Here is a 14,956-nt window from a genome sequence, read left to right on the forward strand (position 1 = left end):
GATACAATGAATTGCCTTACAGCCTAACAAGTATAAGTATGCATAGCGCCTTCGTTCTCACGGGGCGCTATGCATTATACTTTCTATTCCAGTGTAATCTCTAGGGCCAGGCCTCTTAGTTCGTGAATCAATACGTTGAATGATTCCGGTATATTCGGCTTTGGCAACACATCGCCCTTCACGATTGCCTCATAGGCTTTCGCTCGGCCGATCACATCGTCTGACTTCACTGTAAGAATCTCCTGCAGTACGTTAGAAGCACCGAAGGCCTCCAATGCCCACACCTCCATCTCACCAAAACGCTGGCCACCGAACTGGGCTTTACCACCCAACGGCTGCTGTGTAATCAGCGAGTATGGTCCGATAGAACGGGCGTGCATCTTGTCGTCTACCAGGTGACCCAGTTTCAGCATGTAAATAACACCTACTGTCACTGGCTGGTCGAACCTGTCGCCAGTCAAGCCATCGTACAGGTATGTGCGTCCGAAACGAGGCAAGCCTGCCTCTGCCAACTCAGCTGAAACCTGGTCTTCTGTAGCACCGTCGAAGATTGGAGTCGCATACTTGCGGCCCAGCTTCAAGCCTGCCCATCCCAATACAGTCTCATAGATCTGGCCAATGTTCATTCGCGAAGGTACACCTAGCGGGTTCAGCACGATATCCATCGGTGTTCCGTCCTCCAGGAAAGGCATATCCTCGTCGCGTACAATACGGGCAACGATACCTTTGTTACCGTGACGGCCAGCCATCTTATCACCTACCTTCAGCTTACGCTTCTTGGCAATGTATACTTTGGCAAGCTGAACGATACCTGCTGGCAACTCGTCTCCAACTTCCAGCGTGAAACGCTCGCGCTTAAAGTGAGCGGAAACTATATTGCGGCGCTTGTTATAGTTTTTAACTAGCTCCACCAGCATGTTGTTGGTGTTCTCGTCCGTGGTCCAGTTCTCCAGAATCAGGTCTTTGAACATGTTCACCTCTTCCGGAACAGCGTAGTTGCTCTCGTCTTTGTAAAGGTTCTTCTCCGGGAACAATGCTTCTGTAATGTTCTTACGGGAGAATTTAACACCTTTAGAGAGAATCTCGTCACCGAACTTGTGGCGTATGCCCTGAGAAGTTTTTCCTTCCAGCAGAGCAACCAGCTTATCTACCATCACATTTTTAATGGCGGTAAGTTCCCTGGCATACTTCACCTTCAGTTCTTCAACTTCTTTCTTGGACTTTGCACGCAGGTTCTTGTCTTTCTTAGGACGAGAGAACAGCTTGGTTTCAATAACCACACCATTCAGTGAGGGCGGTGCCTTAAGCGAGGCGTCTTTCACATCTCCGGCTTTATCCCCGAAGATGGCACGCAGAAGTTTCTCCTCCGGTGTTGGGTCTGTCTCACCTTTCGGTGTGATTTTACCAATCAGGATATCGCCTTCTTTTACCTCAGCACCAATTCTGATGATACCATTCTCATCCAGGTTTCGAACCGCCTCCTCACTTACGTTAGGAATCTCTGAAGTCAGCTCCTCTTCGCCACGCTTCGTCTCACGAACCTCCAGTTCGAACTCCTCAATGTGAATCGAAGTGAAGATGTCATCACGAACAACGCGCTCAGAGATAACAATCGCGTCCTCGAAGTTATACCCTTGCCAAGGCATGAACGCCACCTGCATGTTACGTCCGATGGCAAGCTCCCCATTATTGGTAGCATAGCCTTCGCACAGCGGCTGCCCTTTCGTCACGCGTTCCCCTGTCTTAACGATAGGAGTCAGGTTGATACACGTATCCTGGTTTGTTCTTCTGAACTTAACCAGCTTGTAGGTAACATACTCTGCGTCGAAGGAAACAAGTTTCTCTTCATCTGTCAGGTCATATTTTACTACAATCTTGTTTGCATCTACGAAGTCAATCACGCCATCGCCTTCTGCTACTACAAGCGCTCTGGAGTCAATGGCAGCTCTGCCTTCCAGGCCGGTACCTACAATTGGTGCTTCTGGCTTCAGCAGTGGCACAGCCTGACGTTGCATGTTCGATCCCATCAGGGCACGGTTAGCGTCGTCATGCTCCAGGAATGGAATCAGAGAGGCTGCAACTGATACAATCTGGTTAGGCGCGATGTCCATGTAAGTGTACCTGGTTGGCTCCTCCACAGGGAAGTCACCCTCAAATCGACCTTTCACCCTGTCGTTTACAAAGTTGCCATCGTCATCAATCAGCGCATTGGCCTGTGCAATGTAGTGCGTATCTTCCTCTTCAGCTGTCAGGTACTCAACCGTACCATCTACCTGCACTTTACCTTCAATCACCTTACGGTAAGGTGTCTCAATGAAGCCCATGTGGTTTACGCGGGCGTGCACGCAAAGCGATGATATCAGACCGATGTTCGGGCCTTCTGGTGTTTCGATAGTACACAAACGGCCATAGTGCGTGTAGTGAACGTCACGCACCTCGAAGCCGGCACGCTCTCTGGAGAGACCACCTGGTCCGAGAGCAGAAACGCGACGCTTGTGCGTTACTTCTGCCAGCGGGTTCGTCTGGTCCATGAACTGAGAAAGCTGGTTGGTACCGAAGAACGAGTTGATTACAGACGATAAGGTACGAGCGTTGATCAGATCAACTGGTTTGAAGTCCTCATTGTCGCGCACGTTCATACGCTCTTTGATGGTACGGGCCATACGAGCCAGACCAACCCCAAACTGCGCATACAACTGCTCCCCTACCGTCCTTACACGACGATTGCTTAGGTGGTCAATATCATCCACTACAGCCTTAGAGTTTATCAAACCAATCAGGTACTTCACGATCAGTACGATATCCTCATTAGTCAGAACCTTGGCATCCCAGTTTGTATCCAGGCCAAGTTTCTTGTTAATTCTGTAGCGCCCTACCTCACCCAGATCATAACGCTTGTCAGAGAAGAATAGCTTCTGAATAATGTCACGTGCCGTTTCCTCGTCCGGAGCTTCTGTGTTACGAAGCTGACGATAGATTTGCTCGACCGCTTCTTTCTCAGAGTTAGAGTTATCCTTCTGCAGCGTGTTATAGATAATGGCGTAGTCCGCAATGTTAACGTTCTCGCGGTGCAGGATAATTGACTGCACGCCAGAGTCAAGTATAACATCTATATCATCCGGAGTGATTTCCGAGTCACGCTCCAGAAGCACTTCGTTACGGTCAATAGAAACAACTTCACCTGTATCTTCATCCACAAAGTCTTCTGTCCATGTTCTGAGAACACGGGCAGCTAGCCTGCGGCCAATAGAGTTTTTCAGGGTATTCTTATCTGCCGGCACCTCCTCTGATAAGCCAAACAAGTCAAGAATATCCTTATCTGTACCATAGCCAATTGCGCGAAGCAAGGTAGTTACAGGGAATTTCTTCTTACGGTCGATGTAAGCATACATGACGTTGTTCACGTCGGTGGCAAACTCAACCCAAGATCCCTTGAAAGGAATAATTCTGGCAGAATAAAGTTTTGTACCGTTGGTGTGCTTGCTTTGCGCAAAGAACACGCCCGGAGAACGGTGCAACTGAGATACGATGACACGCTCAGCCCCATTGATCACAAAGGAGCCCTTTTCTGTCATGTATGGGATGTTGCCCAAGAATACCTCCTGCTCTATTGTTTCAAAATCTTCGTTATCTTCATCATTACAGATCAAGCGAAGTTTTGCCTTAAGCGGAACAGAGTAAGTTAGTCCTCTGTCGATGCATTCATCTACAGAGTATTTTGGAGGGTCTATATGATAGTCGATAAACTCCAGTACGAAGTTTTCGCGTGAATCTGAGATAGGAAAGTTCTCGGCAAACACCTTAAACAGCCCTTCTTGCGCCCTATTTTCAGCCGGAGTTTCCAGCTGAAAGAAATCCTGGAATGATTTCACCTGCACATCTAGGAAGTCAGGATAGTCAATCACGGGCCTGATAGAGGCAAAATTGATTCTCTCTGTCGTCTTATTCTTAGCCAAAGCTTTGGAATTTTACGTTTATAATCAGTTTCAAGCACACAGAGTCCAAAACAGCTGTGGGCAAAAAAAAGATTCAATTACCTTGAATCTGTATACAAACAGGAAAAGACCTGACGAATTTGCCAGGTCTACCTGTTCTCGGTATGTTGATAAAGCGAGATTATTTTACCTCCACTTCAGCACCAGCTTCTTCTAGAGACTTCTTCAGTGAATCTGCTTCGTCTTTCGCTACACCTTCTTTCAGTGTTTTCGGAGCACCGTCAACCAGCTCTTTTGCCTCTTTCAGGCCAAGACCAGTAAGCTCTTTTACAAGCTTAACTACTGCTAGTTTCTGAGCACCAGCTGACTTAAGGATTACGTCAAAAGATGTTTTCTCTTCTGCAGCAGCTCCTCCTTCAGCAGCACCACCACCAGCAACCATCACTGGAGCAGCAGCAGCAGGCTCAATGCCATACTCATCCTTAAGAATAGTAGCTAGTTCGTTAACTTCTTTAACAGTCAAGTTTACTAACTGCTCAGCGAATGCTTTCAAATCTGCCATTTTTATAGAAATTAAAAGTTACTTATTGATTACGTTTTTAAATTATTCTTTTTCTGATAATGTTTTCAAGATACCCGCTAGCTTACCGCCGCTGCTCTGAAGGGCAGAAACCACATTCTTAGCAGGCGACTGAAGAAGACCGATGATATCGCCAATAAGCTCATCCTTAGACTTAATCTCGGATAGTGTCTTCAGCTGCTCTTCGCCAATGAAAAGGCCACTGTCGATGTAAGCACCTTTCAGCAAAGGGAGCGTATTGCCTTTCTTTCTGAAGTCTTGGATCAGTTTCGCAGGTGCATTGCCTGACTCTTTCGAGAACAGGATACCGGAAGCGCCCTTTAAAACATTCTCAAGCGCAGCAGTGTCGGCTTCTAAAGTATCTAGCGCTTTCTTGATAAGTGTATTTTTGTACACTTTGTATTCGATGCCACGATCGAATGCCATTCTTCTGAACGCGTTGATGCCGGCCACACTCATGGTAGACGCATCAGTAATATAGAAGTAGTTGGTATTAGCTAACTTCTCGCTCAGGTCTTTTACAATTATCTCTTTTTCTTCCCTGGTCATTTTCTTAGATAGTTGCGTTCTTGTCAACGATTACGGCCGGGCTCATTGTGCTGGACAATGTGATGCTCTTGATGTATGTACCTTTAGCTGAGGATGGCTTCAGACGGTTCAGTGTCTGTATTACCTCATTCGCGTTTGCAGCAAGCTGCTCAGCAGAGAAGGAAACTTTACCAACGCTGGTGTGGATGATACCGGTCTTGTCAACTTTGAAGTCGATCTTACCTGCTTTCACCTCTTTTACAGCTTTTGCTACGTCCTGTGTAACGGTGCCCGACTTAGGGTTTGGCATCAGGTTACGAGGACCCAGGATTCTACCCAAACGACCAACTTTGGCCATAACCGCAGGCATCGTGATGATAACATCTACATCAGTCCAGCCTTTTTCGATTTTCTGGATATAGTCATCAAGACCTACGTAGTCAGCACCCGCATCCTTAGCTTCCTGCTCTTTATCAGGAGTAACCAACGCAAGTACCTTTACTTCTTTACCAGTTCCGTGAGGCAGTGTAACAATACCACGCACCATTTGGTCGGCTTTACGTGGGTCCACGCCTAAACGTACATCAATATCTACAGAGGCGTCAAACTTCGTAAAGGTAATTTCCTTTACTACTGCGGCTGCATCTGTTAGAGAATACTCTTTCGTTAGATCGGCTTTGGCTAAAGCCGCTTTTCTATTTTTTGAAATTTTCGCCATTTTCCTTCAAATGTTATTCGCTCCACGGAGCTGTGCCAGAAACTGTAATCCCCATGCTTCTTGCTGTACCTGCTACCATTTTCATGGCTGACTCCAGTTTGAAAGCATTCAGGTCAGGCATCTTCGTTTCGGCGATCTCTCTTACTTGATCCCATGTCACCGAACCCACCTTGTTACGGTTAGGCTCTTTGGAGCCGCCTTTCACTTTGGCAGCATCCATCAGCAACACTGGAGCAGGTGGAGTCTTAACAACGAAGTCAAAAGACTTGTCTGCATAAATTGTAATCAAAACTGGTAACACTTGGCCAGCCTTATCCTGGGTTCTAGCATTAAACTGCTTACAGAACTCCATGATGTTAAGACCCTTAGAACCAAGTGCAGGTCCAACCGGTGGCGATGGATTCGCTGCACCTCCCTTTATCTGAAGTTTCAGATAACCTTTAATTTCCTTTGCCATTAATATGTATTTACTAGGATTCTTTTTCTACCTGCATGTAGTTCAGCTCAACCGGTGTATTTCTTCCGAAAATCTTCACCATCACGTTGAGTTTCTTACGCTCTTCAAACACCTCTTCAACAGTGCCTGAGAAACCGCTGAACGGACCATCCATTACTTTCACAATCTCCCCTACTACAAATGGAGTATCCAGCACTTCCGCCTGCTCTTCTGCCTCATCTACAGTACCTAGTATTCTATTTACCTCAGATTGGCGCAATGGCACCGGCTTCTTACTTGGGGAGCCTTTTTCATCTGTTCCCAAGAAACCAATTACTCCCGGAGTACTGATGATGATGTGCTCGGCTTCACCATGGGAGAGATCCGCATGAACAAGAACATAACCTGGAAAAAAGCTACGCTCTCTGATTCTCTTCTTTCCGCCACGCATTTCGTACACTTTCTCTGCAGGAATTAGTACCTGAGGCACGTAATCCTGAAGACCGTGGCGCATTATCTCGTTTTCAAGGTAAGACTTCGCTTTCTTCTCCTGCCCACTAACGGCGCGCACTACATACCACTTTAAATCAGCCATGCAACTCTAATTTAAAACTGGTTGTAAAACCACGACAACACAGTGTCGAACCCAAAGTCCATAACACCTACTATCAAGGCAAAAATCAAAGAACCGATCAACACCAACACTGAGCTATTTTGCAACTCCGCGTATGAAGGCCAGGAGACCTTGTTCTTCATCTCTTCTACAGTGTCGTTGATATAGGTTCTTATATTGCTCATGGCTTTGATTACCAGATAGTGAAAATTGCACGGGTGGAGAGACTCGAACTCCCAGCCAACGGTTTTGGAGACCGCTACTCTACCAATTGAGCTACACCCGTAAAAAAATGCACGCCAATTTTTTATTGGAGTGCAAATTTATTCATAAGTTTTATGAAAACAAACCCGATCCTAAAAAAACTTTTAAGACCGGGTTTGCAACATAATATTAGTCAAGAATCTCAGTTACCTGACCGGCACCTACTGTTCTACCACCCTCACGGATAGCGAAACGAAGGCCTTTCTCCATCGCAACAGCGTTGATCAGGTTTACCTCGATAGTGATGTTGTCACCTGGCATAACCATTTCTACGCCTTCTGGCAGCATAATCTCGCCAGTTACGTCTGTGGTTCTGAAGTAGAACTGTGGACGGTACTTGTTGAAGAATGGAGTATGACGGCCACCCTCTTCTTTAGAAAGTACGTAAACCTCAGCTTTGAATTTAGTGTGAGGCTTAACAGAGCCTGGCTTACAGATTACCATACCACGACGGATATCAGTTTTCTCGATACCACGCAGCAGCAGACCTACGTTGTCACCAGCTTCACCTCTGTCAAGGATTTTGCGGAACATTTCCACACCAGTAACTGTAGACTTCAGGTTCTCAGCACCCATACCCAGGATCTCAACAGGATCACCAGAGTTGATTACACCACGCTCGATACGGCCTGTAGCAACAGTACCACGTCCTGTGATTGAGAACACGTCCTCAACTGGCATCAGGAATGGAAGGTCTACCAGACGCTCTGGAAGCGGAATCCAGTTGTCAACAGCGTCCATCAGTTGCTCGATAGTAGCAACCCACTTCGGATCGCCGTTCAGGCCACCAAGAGCTGAACCCTGGATAACTGGGATATTGTCACCGTCGAAGTCATAGAAAGAAAGCAGCTCGCGGATTTCCATTTCAACCAGCTCAAGAAGCTCTGGGTCATCCACCATGTCTACTTTGTTCATGAACACTACCAGCTGAGGTACACCTACCTGACGAGCAAGAAGGATGTGCTCACGAGTTTGTGGCATAGGACCATCTGTAGCAGCTACCACAAGGATAGCACCGTCCATCTGAGCAGCACCAGTAACCATGTTCTTCACATAGTCAGCGTGACCAGGGCAGTCAACGTGCGCGTAGTGACGATTCACAGTAGCATACTCTACGTGAGATGTATTGATAGTAATACCTCTTTCTTTTTCTTCAGGAGCGTTGTCAATTGAAGAGAAGTCACGCATCTGAGCAAGACCTTTATTTGCCAGCACTGTAGAAATAGCTGCCGTCAAAGTAGTTTTGCCGTGGTCAACGTGACCGATAGTACCGATATTTACGTGCGGTTTGGAACGGTCAAATGTTTCTTTAGCCATTGTATGATATTAAATTAAGGTTAAAACGTTTAAGTATCTGTCGCGCTTTTAATATTACACGTAACGGACTCTGAGCCAACGATGGGAATTGAACCCACGACCCCTTCCTTACCAAGGAAGTACTCTACCCCTGAGCTACGTCGGCTTATACTAGAGCTCATCAGAAAACAATATCCCTATTTACACTAAAAAGGAAGCTCATCTGCATGAATTTCCTCCTCCAGTCCTTGGTAATAAATATTTCCTGACAATAAAGAGCGGGAGACGAGGTTCGAACTCGCGGCCTATAGCTTGGAAGGCTATCGCTCTACCAACTGAGCTACTCCCGCTTTTTTTGATTTAGAATGAGAAACAGCCGAACAACTGAACACAGACTCACTTATTCAAGTCCTCAGCTATTTGCTCATTATCTTGTGGGGAGAGCAGGATTCGAACCTGCGAAGTCATTACAACAACGGAGTTACAGTCCGTCCCATTTGGCCGCTCTGGAATCTCCCCGAAACTAATTTCTACATTAAATTAGCAGAACTACCCTTAGATGTTCGCCGCTTTCGCCGCGCTGCTTGTTCTAAGGAGATGCAAAATTAAGCCCTTTTTGTTTCAAGTCAAATATTCGGACAAAAAAATGCGAAAAAATTTCTCCCGCCCTACATGCCATACATTTGCAGCAGGCGCTCGTCTTTCTCATTTGCCTTTATCTGCTGCATCAGGCTTTCTACCTCGGGCTTATCCGACATCACCATAAGTGTCTGGTAAGCAGCCGCTCTAACATAGTATAGACGGTGGCTCTTGGCTAGATCACCCAGAAATGAAATCACCTCCGGGGTATTCGTTTCGGGGTTGCTGGCCAGGTAAGCGCCAAAGCTCTGCAGCAGATAGTACAGCTGATTGTTGCTGGCCTTATGCAGCTTTTCCATAAACCAGTCATACTTCTCAGGTCCGGCCTGCACTGCATACACGGTTGCCAATGCTAAAGCTACCTCTTCGCTGTCCTCCTTCTCGAACTGCGTCATTTTCTGGTTGGCATCGCCAGCGCCTGTGCCGGCATAGGCCAGCAACGCAGCAGCAGCCACCTGGTACGAGCTGTCATTCATCGCCTGGTTATACAGACTCTGGTACCTGGGCCCGCCCCACCCCGCTAAAGCAAGCAAGGCCTCGGCACGCACTGCGCTCTTCTTATCCTTTACCGCCATTTGCCTGATTTGTGGCTCCAGTGTCGAAACCTGACCTTCTTTCAGGCGGCTAAGTATACCCAATGCCGTACTCCGCACCGACCAGTGTGCATCCTGCAAGGCTTCTTTATACATGCTTTGCACCTGTGCCCGGGCCGCCTGATCTTGCAGCTCTTGTAGCGCCTCCAGCTTCGACGCCATCTGCCCTGCGTGGCGGAACTGGAACAGCAGTTCGTCCTCAGTTTTCTCATGCTCTACTGTGGCCAGCAACTGCTGCTCCGCATCAAACAAAACTAGCTGCGGTTGTGTAGGGGCCTCGAAAGAGAAGACCTGCTGGGCTTTATCGATGACAACCGGGTGTACCTGCTTTTTGCCGTCGGACCAGATAGCCACCTGCACCGGCAGGCGGTAGACGGGCATGTAGGTAGTGTCCTGCACTTGCTGCACCTGTAGCTGTAACTGTCCTTTGCTGTAGCGCTGGGTTACAATCAGCTCCGGGTGGCCCGGCTTCATGAACCATTGGTCAAAGAACCACATCAGGTCCTGGCCGGTCACATCCTCAAAGGCCATGCGCAGTTCGGCCACCTCCACGTCGCTATACTTGTTGCGCGTTAAGTATAAGTTGAGCGATGCCCACCAGGCCTCATCGCCCACAAGCTTGCGCAGCATGTGCAGCACCCTTCCTCCTTTGGCGTAGGAATGGCTGTCGAACATATCTTCCCGGTCGTTGTAGTAATAGCGGATCAGCGGCTCCCGCTTCGTCTCTGCCTCATCCAGGTATTGCTCCAACTCCCCCAAGTGCAGGTAGGCTGCCTCGTCCGGGCCATACTTATACTCTGCCCACAGGTACTCGGAGTAGTTGGCAAAGGCCTCGTTCAGGGGCAGGTTGGCCCATGACTCTGTGGTGACCAGGTTGCCAAACCACTGGTGGAATAACTCGTGGGCAATGATACCGTCCCAGCTTTTATCCAGCAGTTCGCGTTCGTTCAGCTGCAGGTCCTCCATGAACGTGGAGGCCGAGGTGTTCTCCATCGCCCCGGAAACGAAGTCGCGCACCACTACCTGAGAATACTTCGCCCAAGGGTAATCTACTCCGAGCTTGGTGGTGAAGAACTCCAGCATCTCAGGCGTATTGCCGAAAATCTTCTTAGCGGTTTTCTCATAGGCAGGCTCCACATAGTAGTTCACCTCCAGTTCGCGCCAGCTGTCTTCTACCACGGCATACTCGCCAATGGCCAGCATGGCCAGGTAGGGCGCGTGCGGCTCTTCCTGTTTCCAGTAGTCGGTTTTGGTCCCGTCGGCATTCTGGCGGGAGTATATGAATGTGCCATTGGAGAGCGTGGTGAACTCCGGGTCGATGGTGATGTAGATATCCTGCGTCATGCGCTCATTCGGCGCGTCGATGGTGGGGAACCAGACGGAGCTTGCCTCTGTCTCGCCCTGCGTCCAGATTTGCCGGGGCTTGTTAGGCTCGGTGCCAAGCGGGTTGATAAAGTATAAACCCTTGTCGTCGGTGATGGTGTCGGAGCCGCTGGAGGCATACTCGTTTGGCTTGGCCGTATAGTCAATTTCTAGTTTATACTTCTCGTCGCGGGTATACTCCTTACCCAGGTCTATGGTAAGCTTCAGCCCATCATACTCATACTTCAGTTCCTTGCCATCATAGCCTTCCATCAGGTGCACGCTGTGGATATCCATGCCTTTGGCGTCGAGCACCAGTTGGCGCTGGGGATAGAAGTAGGGTTTCAGCGTGAGTTCGGCCAGCCCGTGCAGGTATTGTTTCTCCCAGTTAAAGCTGATGCGGAGGGTCGTGTGCAGCAGGTCGTGCTCGCGGGTGCGGGAAGGGTTAAAACTGTGTTTCTTGGGTGCCCATACCGGCTCAGCGCCTGCCGAAGGCGAGGCTTTGGCTGCGGCAGCGGCTTGAGGCTTTGTATCCAGTACAGGCTTGTTGATGTTGCAACCTCCGGCAAAGGCCATGGCAGCAGCAAGTCCAACTATACTCAGAAACCTATGGTTCATGGGCTGAAAGTTTTAAAATTTAAGGTCAAGTTCTAAAATACTCTGAGAAAACACTAACTTTAAGGTCGAAAACCACACGAAAAGAAGATGCTCCAGGTAAAAACCGGTAACGGCAAAACATGGCAGGTTGATATCCAGAAAGATACTATTCTTCTCAATAACTCACCTTTTGATTGGGATATTTCCCCCATCGGCCCCCAAACGTTTCATATCATTAAAGGCGCGCGCTCCTTTACCGCTGAGGTGGTTTCGGCCAATTACCAGGACAAGACCTTCACGTTTAAGATAAACGGGGCCGTGCAGACGGTGAGCGTAAAAGACCGCTTTGACCTGCTGCTGGACCAGCTGGGCATGAGCAATGCCAACTCCCACAAAGTGAACGACGTAAAAGCGCCCATGCCGGGTCTTATACTTGAGGTAAAGGTGCAGCCGGGCCAGGAGGTGAAGAAAGGCGACCCGATCATGATCCTGGAGGCGATGAAGATGGAAAACATCCTCAAGTCGCCGGGGGATGGGGTAGTAAAGGAAGTGAAAGTGCAGGTCAGGCAGAATGTGGAGAAAAACCAGGTCCTGATCCTGTTTCAGTAAAGAAATTTATGTTAGCACAAGCGGCTGCCCCGGTGGCCGCTTTGTTGTGTATAACGAATCCATAACCTATACAGATAGTTTACCGTGAAGTATAAACGAATTTTGCTGAAGCTGAGTGGCGAGGCGCTGATGGGCGAACAGCAGTATGGCATCGACTCCAACAGGCTGCTGCAGTATGCCAAAGAGATTAGAGAAGTGACCGACCTGGGCGTAGAGGTGGCCGTGGTGATTGGCGGGGGCAACATCTTCCGGGGCGTGCAGGCCGAGCAGGTAGGCCTGGACCGCGTGCAGGGCGACTACATGGGGATGCTGGCAACCGTTATCAACAGCATGGCCCTGCAAAGTGCCCTGGAGAAGCTGGGGGTTTACACCCGCCTGCTCTCCGGCATCAACATCCAGCAAGTATGCGAGCCATACATCCGCCGCCGCGCCGTACGCCACCTCGAGAAGGGCCGTGTGGTGATCTTTGGCGCCGGCACCGGCAACCCATACTTCACCACCGACTCTGCCGCGTCCCTCAGAGCCATTGAGATAGAGGCAGACGTTGTATTGAAGGGCACCCGTGTGGATGGCATCTACTCTGCCGACCCGGAGAAAGACCCGAACGCCGTGTTCTACAGAAATATTTCCTTTAAGGATGTTTTTGAGAAGGGCCTGAATGTGATGGACATGACCGCCTTCACGCTTTGCAAAGAAAACGGACTGCCGATTATTGTGTTTGACATGAACACGCCCGGCAACCTGAAGCGCCTGATACAGGGCGAGGAAGTGGGCACCCTGGTAAGTATGGAGGACCTTGGCGAGACACTGAAGCAGACGGTAGACCAGATACAGCCCGCCCAAAAAACAGATAAAATTTAATTTTATTATTTTTGTCCTAAATTTTTTAGAACTCAATAAGTAAACCGATATGACGGAAGAAATTCAGTTTTACCTAAGCGAGGCAGAAGAGTCTATGCAGAAGGCAGTGCAGCACACTGGCCAGCAGCTATCCAAGATCAGAGCCGGCAAGGCATCTCCTGCCATGGTGGAGCACCTGCGTGTGGACTACTACGGCACCCCTACCCCTATTTCCCAGGTGGCAAACATTTCGGCAACAGATGCCCGTACACTGCTCATCAAGCCCTGGGAGAAAAACATGCTGGGCGAGATCAACAAAGCCATCAAGAACAGCGACCTGGGCCTGAACCCGCAGCAGGAAGCAGACGCCGTGCGCCTGAACATCCCGGCCCTGACGGAGGAGCGCCGCCGCGAACTGGTAAAGCAGGTGAAAAACGAAACGGAGTCCGGCAAAGTGGCCATCCGCAACATCCGCAAAGATGTGAACGACTCGCTGAGAAAGCTGCAGAAAGAAGGCACCGCCGAAGACGCTGTGCGTGACGCTGAAGGCCGTGTGCAGAAGCTGACAGATGCCTACATCGTAAAAATCGACGAGCTGCTCTCTAAGAAAGAGGCAGAGATTATGACAGTGTAGTTTTTTGATAAAAGACTGCAGGACAAAGGACATAGGACTTTCTCCAAAGTATAAAAAGAGCCCCTGCCAACTAGTTGGCAGGGGCTCTTTTTATACTTTGGCTTCAGAATACTAGGTATCCATTCTCCTATGTCTTATGTCCTTTGTCAAGGCACCACTACTGATACAGCTTGTGCACCTGGATGTACTCTGCCACCACGTCGGGCACCATGTACTTTATACTTTTCTCCTCCCGGATGCACTGCCGGATAAAGGTAGCGGAAATATCCAGTATAGGCGCCTTGATAAAGGTTAAGCCGGGCATTTCGGGCAAGTCGGTGGTGACGGAGCCGGTGCGCGGGTACACGTATACTTTGTGATAAGCCAGGATGCTTTCGTAGTTCTTCCACTTCGGGAAGAGCGGCAGGTTGTCCTCCCCCATAATCAGCACAAACTCGTAACTTGGGTACTTTTCCTGCAGGTACGTCAGCGTGTCAATTGTATAGCTGGGCTTGGGCATGCTGAACTCGATGTTCGACACCCCCAGGTTTGGGTTATCCGCAATGGCCAGACTTACCATGTGTAGCCGGTCGAACTCGTGCAGCAGCGTGTTGCTGGGCTTAAACGGGTTCTGCGGCGACACCACCAGCCACACCGTATCCAGGTCGGTGTTGGTGGCCATAAAGTTGGCAAGTATAAGGTGCCCGATGTGGATGGGATTAAAGGACCCAAACAGCAGCCCTACCTTCATACTATCGCAGGCTCAGACTTCAGGAAATCATTCACTAGTTTTTCGGCTTCGGCGCAGGCTTTCGGCAGGTCGTCGTTCACGATTACCTTATCGAACTTATCCTCAAAGCTAAGCTCGAACTTGGCCTTAAACACGCGGCTGCTGATGCTCGAAGCCGAGTCGGTGTTGCGGGCGGTCAGGCGCTTGGCCAGCTCGTCAATGGAAGGCGGCTTTACGAACACCGCCAGTGCTCTCTCTTTGTAAAATTGCTTTATACTTAATCCTCCTTTAACATCTACGTCCAGTATTACATGCTTGCCGCTCTTCCAGATGCGCTCAATCTCAGACTTAAGCGTACCGTAAAAAGCGCCCTCGTATACTTCCTCCCACTCCACAAACTCGTCGTTCTCGATTTTTTTCTTGAAATCCTCGGGGGTGATGAAGTAGTAGTCTTTGCCGTTTTCCTCGGAGCGGCCGCGCTTGTCGCGGGTGCAGGCCGAAATAGAGAAGCTCAGGTTAGGGTTTACGCCGAGCAGATGCTTTACAATAGTGGTTTTGCCGGCGCCGGACGGCGCCGAGAAGATAATAATCTTGCCTTGCATT

At 49.2% G+C, this 14,956-nt stretch carries 14 protein-coding genes and 4 tRNA genes; 3 read left to right on the forward strand and 15 right to left on the reverse strand.

The genetic code is table 11. From position 1 onward, the window contains the following. Window positions 1–83: 83 nt before the first annotated feature. From rpoB to C8N40_RS15720, 13 genes are all read right to left on the reverse strand, one after another. Window positions 84–3,956 (reverse strand): DNA-directed RNA polymerase subunit beta, encoded by a 3,873-nt coding sequence (gene rpoB / locus C8N40_RS15660; RefSeq protein WP_108212772.1) that lies wholly within the window; start codon window positions 3,954–3,956, stop codon window positions 84–86. A 160-nt stretch (window positions 3,957–4,116) separates the two neighbouring features. Further along, window positions 4,117–4,497 carry a 50S ribosomal protein L7/L12 gene (gene rplL, locus C8N40_RS15665; protein ID WP_092102378.1) on the reverse strand — a complete coding sequence of 127 codons (381 nt, stop codon included), beginning with the start codon at window positions 4,495–4,497 and terminating at the stop codon, window positions 4,117–4,119. Between the two features lie 42 nt (window positions 4,498–4,539). Beyond that, window positions 4,540–5,064 carry a 50S ribosomal protein L10 gene (rplJ, locus tag C8N40_RS15670; protein ID WP_108212773.1) on the reverse strand — a complete coding sequence of 175 codons (525 nt, stop codon included), beginning with the start codon at window positions 5,062–5,064 and terminating at the stop codon, window positions 4,540–4,542. A 4-nt stretch (window positions 5,065–5,068) separates the two neighbouring features. Then, complete coding sequence (gene rplA / locus C8N40_RS15675; protein WP_108212774.1) at window positions 5,069–5,761, reverse strand: 50S ribosomal protein L1; 693 nt, start codon at window positions 5,759–5,761, stop codon at window positions 5,069–5,071. Between the two features lie 13 nt (window positions 5,762–5,774). Beyond that, window positions 5,775–6,218, reverse strand: coding sequence for a 50S ribosomal protein L11 (rplK, locus tag C8N40_RS15680; RefSeq protein WP_108212775.1), 444 nt, complete (start codon window positions 6,216–6,218; stop codon window positions 5,775–5,777). Window positions 6,219–6,231: 13 nt separating this feature from the next. Next, window positions 6,232–6,792, reverse strand: coding sequence for a transcription termination/antitermination protein NusG (gene nusG / locus C8N40_RS15685; protein WP_092102390.1), 561 nt, complete (start codon window positions 6,790–6,792; stop codon window positions 6,232–6,234). 11 nt (window positions 6,793–6,803) lie between these two features. Continuing rightward, window positions 6,804–6,995 (reverse strand): preprotein translocase subunit SecE, encoded by a 192-nt coding sequence (secE, locus tag C8N40_RS15690; RefSeq protein WP_092102393.1) that lies wholly within the window; start codon window positions 6,993–6,995, stop codon window positions 6,804–6,806. 28 nt (window positions 6,996–7,023) lie between these two features. Then, window positions 7,024–7,096, reverse strand: a tRNA-Trp gene (locus tag C8N40_RS15695). A gap of 107 nt (window positions 7,097–7,203) precedes the next feature. Next, window positions 7,204–8,391, reverse strand: coding sequence for an elongation factor Tu (gene tuf, locus C8N40_RS15700; RefSeq protein ID WP_108212776.1), 1,188 nt, complete (start codon window positions 8,389–8,391; stop codon window positions 7,204–7,206). A gap of 73 nt (window positions 8,392–8,464) precedes the next feature. Further along, window positions 8,465–8,536 (reverse strand) — tRNA-Thr (locus C8N40_RS15705). A 111-nt stretch (window positions 8,537–8,647) separates the two neighbouring features. After that, window positions 8,648–8,720 (reverse strand) — tRNA-Gly (locus C8N40_RS15710). Window positions 8,721–8,805: 85 nt separating this feature from the next. Beyond that, window positions 8,806–8,889 (reverse strand) — tRNA-Tyr (locus tag C8N40_RS15715). A 149-nt stretch (window positions 8,890–9,038) separates the two neighbouring features. Continuing rightward, entirely contained in the window at window positions 9,039–11,582 is a 2,544-nt protein-coding gene (locus C8N40_RS15720) for a M1 family metallopeptidase (RefSeq protein ID WP_108212777.1), read from the reverse strand. Between the two features lie 87 nt (window positions 11,583–11,669). Here C8N40_RS15720 and C8N40_RS15725 point away from each other — a divergent pair, with 87 nt between their 5' ends. The 3 genes from C8N40_RS15725 to frr all read left to right on the forward strand — a co-directional run bounded on the left by C8N40_RS15725 (window position 11,670) and on the right by frr (window position 13,644). After that, window positions 11,670–12,170, forward strand: a complete 501-nt coding sequence (locus tag C8N40_RS15725) for an acyl-CoA carboxylase biotin carboxyl carrier protein subunit (RefSeq protein WP_108212778.1) — start codon at window positions 11,670–11,672, stop codon at window positions 12,168–12,170. Window positions 12,171–12,254: 84 nt separating this feature from the next. Next, window positions 12,255–13,031 (forward strand): UMP kinase, encoded by a 777-nt coding sequence (gene pyrH / locus C8N40_RS15730; protein WP_092102406.1) that lies wholly within the window; start codon window positions 12,255–12,257, stop codon window positions 13,029–13,031. A 49-nt stretch (window positions 13,032–13,080) separates the two neighbouring features. After that, window positions 13,081–13,644: a ribosome recycling factor gene (frr, locus tag C8N40_RS15735; RefSeq protein WP_092102409.1), complete on the forward strand. Its 564-nt coding sequence runs from the start codon at window positions 13,081–13,083 to the stop codon at window positions 13,642–13,644. A 157-nt stretch (window positions 13,645–13,801) separates the two neighbouring features. Here frr and nadD read toward each other — a convergent pair whose 3' ends face one another. Then, the gene (gene nadD, locus C8N40_RS15740) at window positions 13,802–14,374 is read right to left on the reverse strand and encodes a nicotinate (nicotinamide) nucleotide adenylyltransferase (RefSeq protein ID WP_092102412.1); all 573 of its coding nucleotides are present in this window, start codon (window positions 14,372–14,374) and stop codon (window positions 13,802–13,804) included. Further along, entirely contained in the window at window positions 14,371–14,955 is a 585-nt protein-coding gene (gene gmk, locus C8N40_RS15745) for a guanylate kinase (protein ID WP_092102415.1), read from the reverse strand. The genes nadD and gmk overlap by 4 nt, the downstream gene beginning before the upstream one ends. Between the last annotated feature and the right edge of the window lies 1 nt (window position 14,956).

The organism is Pontibacter mucosus, from assembly GCF_003054055.1.
In the GTDB taxonomy this organism is placed as follows: Bacteria; Bacteroidota; Bacteroidia; order Cytophagales; family Hymenobacteraceae; genus Pontibacter; species Pontibacter mucosus.

Coding starts and splice junctions, on each gene's coding strand:
- nusG (WP_092102390.1), bottom strand. CDS start 6,792: ATGGCTGATTTAAAGTGGTATGTAGTGCGCGCCGTTAGTGGGCAGGAG.
- rplK (WP_108212775.1), bottom strand. CDS start 6,218: ATGGCAAAGGAAATTAAAGGTTATCTGAAACTTCAGATAAAGGGAGGT.
- gmk (WP_092102415.1), bottom strand. CDS start 14,955: ATGCAAGGCAAGATTATTATCTTCTCGGCGCCGTCCGGCGCCGGCAAA.
- tuf (WP_108212776.1), bottom strand. CDS start 8,391: ATGGCTAAAGAAACATTTGACCGTTCCAAACCGCACGTAAATATCGGT.
- frr (WP_092102409.1), top strand. CDS start 13,081: ATGACGGAAGAAATTCAGTTTTACCTAAGCGAGGCAGAAGAGTCTATG.
- rplJ (WP_108212773.1), bottom strand. CDS start 5,064: ATGACCAGGGAAGAAAAAGAGATAATTGTAAAAGACCTGAGCGAGAAG.
- rplL (WP_092102378.1), bottom strand. CDS start 4,497: ATGGCAGATTTGAAAGCATTCGCTGAGCAGTTAGTAAACTTGACTGTT.
- C8N40_RS15725 (WP_108212778.1), top strand. CDS start 11,670: ATGCTCCAGGTAAAAACCGGTAACGGCAAAACATGGCAGGTTGATATC.
- secE (WP_092102393.1), bottom strand. CDS start 6,995: ATGAGCAATATAAGAACCTATATCAACGACACTGTAGAAGAGATGAAG.
- rplA (WP_108212774.1), bottom strand. CDS start 5,761: ATGGCGAAAATTTCAAAAAATAGAAAAGCGGCTTTAGCCAAAGCCGAT.
- nadD (WP_092102412.1), bottom strand. CDS start 14,374: ATGAAGGTAGGGCTGCTGTTTGGGTCCTTTAATCCCATCCACATCGGG.
- C8N40_RS15720 (WP_108212777.1), bottom strand. CDS start 11,582: ATGAACCATAGGTTTCTGAGTATAGTTGGACTTGCTGCTGCCATGGCC.